This window comes from Lysobacter sp. Soil_C_15 (genome assembly GCF_057657315.1).
Genome location: NZ_JBDGIR010000027.1, coordinates 1 through 1,866, shown reverse-complemented (window position 1 = coordinate 1,866; position 1,866 = coordinate 1). Strand labels below are relative to the sequence as shown.

Below are 1,866 nucleotides of genomic sequence, written 5' to 3'. Positions count from 1 at the left end.
CCGTCGCTGTCGGTCGAGCTGTCGGTGAACGCCACGGTCAGGCCGCTGGCCGACGAGCTGAAGTTGGCCACCGGCGGATTGTTGCCCGGCGTGCCGGACGAATCCAGACCGTCGACGAACTGGGCGCCGGTACCCGAAGGATCCAGCCAATTGCTGAGGCGGGTGGCCGCGGTGCCGCCGCCGGTCCAGGAGGTGAAGATGCGGCCGTACCAATCCTTGCGCTGGTCGCCGGTGGCGCTGCAGCTCGACGGGCCGCCGTAAAGCTGGCCGATCACCCGGTGGTCGGCACTGTACAGCGGCGAACCCGAGGATCCGCCTTCGGTCACCCCGCCGTTGGCGTACCACTGCACGTGCAGCGCCTGGGTGCCGGCCTGTCCTTCGAAGCCGCCGAAGGTGGTGGTGCCCTCGACCAGGCTGATGCGCTTCTCGGCCACGCGCGGATGATGGATCGCGATCGCGCCGGTGAAGTTCTGATCGCGGCGGTCCCAGCCGGCCCAGTACAGGTTGTAGGCCGGGTTGGCCGCGGTCGTGAGTTCGAGCAAGGTGAAGTCGGAAGCGGCGTTGGTCGCGCGCAGGGTGGCGCCGGTTTGCGACTGCGCCAGCGAACCGTCGCCGTTGGCGCCGCTGGCCGCCGAACCGGGCGCGCGGCAGGTGGAGTTCTGGTAGTTCCAGTACACCACCATCGAGTTGTTGACCGAGGCGCTGGTCATGCCGCAATGGTTCGCGGTCAGGAAGTACATCTTCTTGTCGTTGGCGGTGTTGTTTACCAACGAGCCGGTGCACCACATGGTGCCCTGCTTGGAGTAGGCGGCGACCGAGCGGATGATGTCGCGATGGCCGTTGCCCTCCGGGCAGACCACGTCGATGTTGCAGCTGCCGGAGACGCCCTTGGTCGAATCCAGCGCGGCGGCGTCGCGGGCGATGCGGCCGAGGCCGACGTAGTCGTGGTTGACCTTGGCCAGATGCAACTTCAGCTCGCCGAGCCTGGCCTTGGGCACCACCACTTCGATCACCGCCTCGTCGCCGAGCACCACGGGGGTCCACAGTTCGCCGAAAGCGTTGTTGTCGGCGGCGGTGAAGCTGCGCACGCGGCCAGCGGCGGCGCCCGGGGTCTGATCGGCCGGATAGATCAGCATGCGCGCGCCTTCCGGCAGGCGGAAACGGTCGAAGTGGAAGTTCAGCGACAGCGCGTTCTTGGACTCGATGCGGGTGCGCCAGATCGCGGTATCGGCGTCCAGGTCCTCCCATACGCCGTCCTTGAGCGTGTCGATGTCCACCGCCAGCGCGGTGGCGAAGCGCGGAATCTGGCGGCGCTGCTCGCGCTTGACGTCTTCGGCGCGCAACTTGGCCACGTCCACGGCCGGCATGCTGCGCACGCCGATGCGGTCGATGCGGGTCAGGCCTGCGTGGTCGAAAGCGGCCGGCCGCTGGTTCGGCCCGGCCAGTGCCGTTCCGATCGAGATTGCGAGCAAGCCTAGGGTGAGGGTCATGCGTTTCATGTCTGTCTCCGTCCGTTGGGATGTCAGGCGATGGTGGCGATGAGGCGACGACTGCGGCCGAGCGGTTCCGCGGCGTGGCGGTTCCGGCGGCGTGCGGCGAGCCCGCGCCGCCGCGCCCGGCCGAGGCGGGCCGGACGCGACGTCGTGGGCGACGGCCCGCGTCCGGGCCGTAGTCCTGCCGCCGCACCGTCGAATACGGTGCGGCGGCGATGCGCTCCCCTAAGCGCGCGCTCGAACGCGTCCGCCGCTGCGGCGGACGTGGTCCGAAAGGTGACGCTTCAGAAGGTCAGGCTCCAGGTGTCGATCTTGCCGACGTCCTGGGCGGCGCGATCGGCGGCGCGCAGCTTCCAGGTGCCGTTGAGCGGTT

General features: G+C 69.1%; 2 protein-coding genes. Both read right to left on the bottom strand.

The window, feature by feature from the left end:
• Window positions 1–1,499: trypsin-like serine peptidase (locus AC3A57_RS22870; protein ID WP_487581001.1), on the bottom strand; the 1,499-nt coding region annotated here is incomplete at its 3' end.
• A gap of 278 nt (window positions 1,500–1,777) precedes the next feature.
• Window positions 1,778–1,866: proprotein convertase P-domain-containing protein (locus tag AC3A57_RS22865; RefSeq protein WP_487581002.1), on the bottom strand; the 89-nt coding region annotated here is incomplete at its 5' end.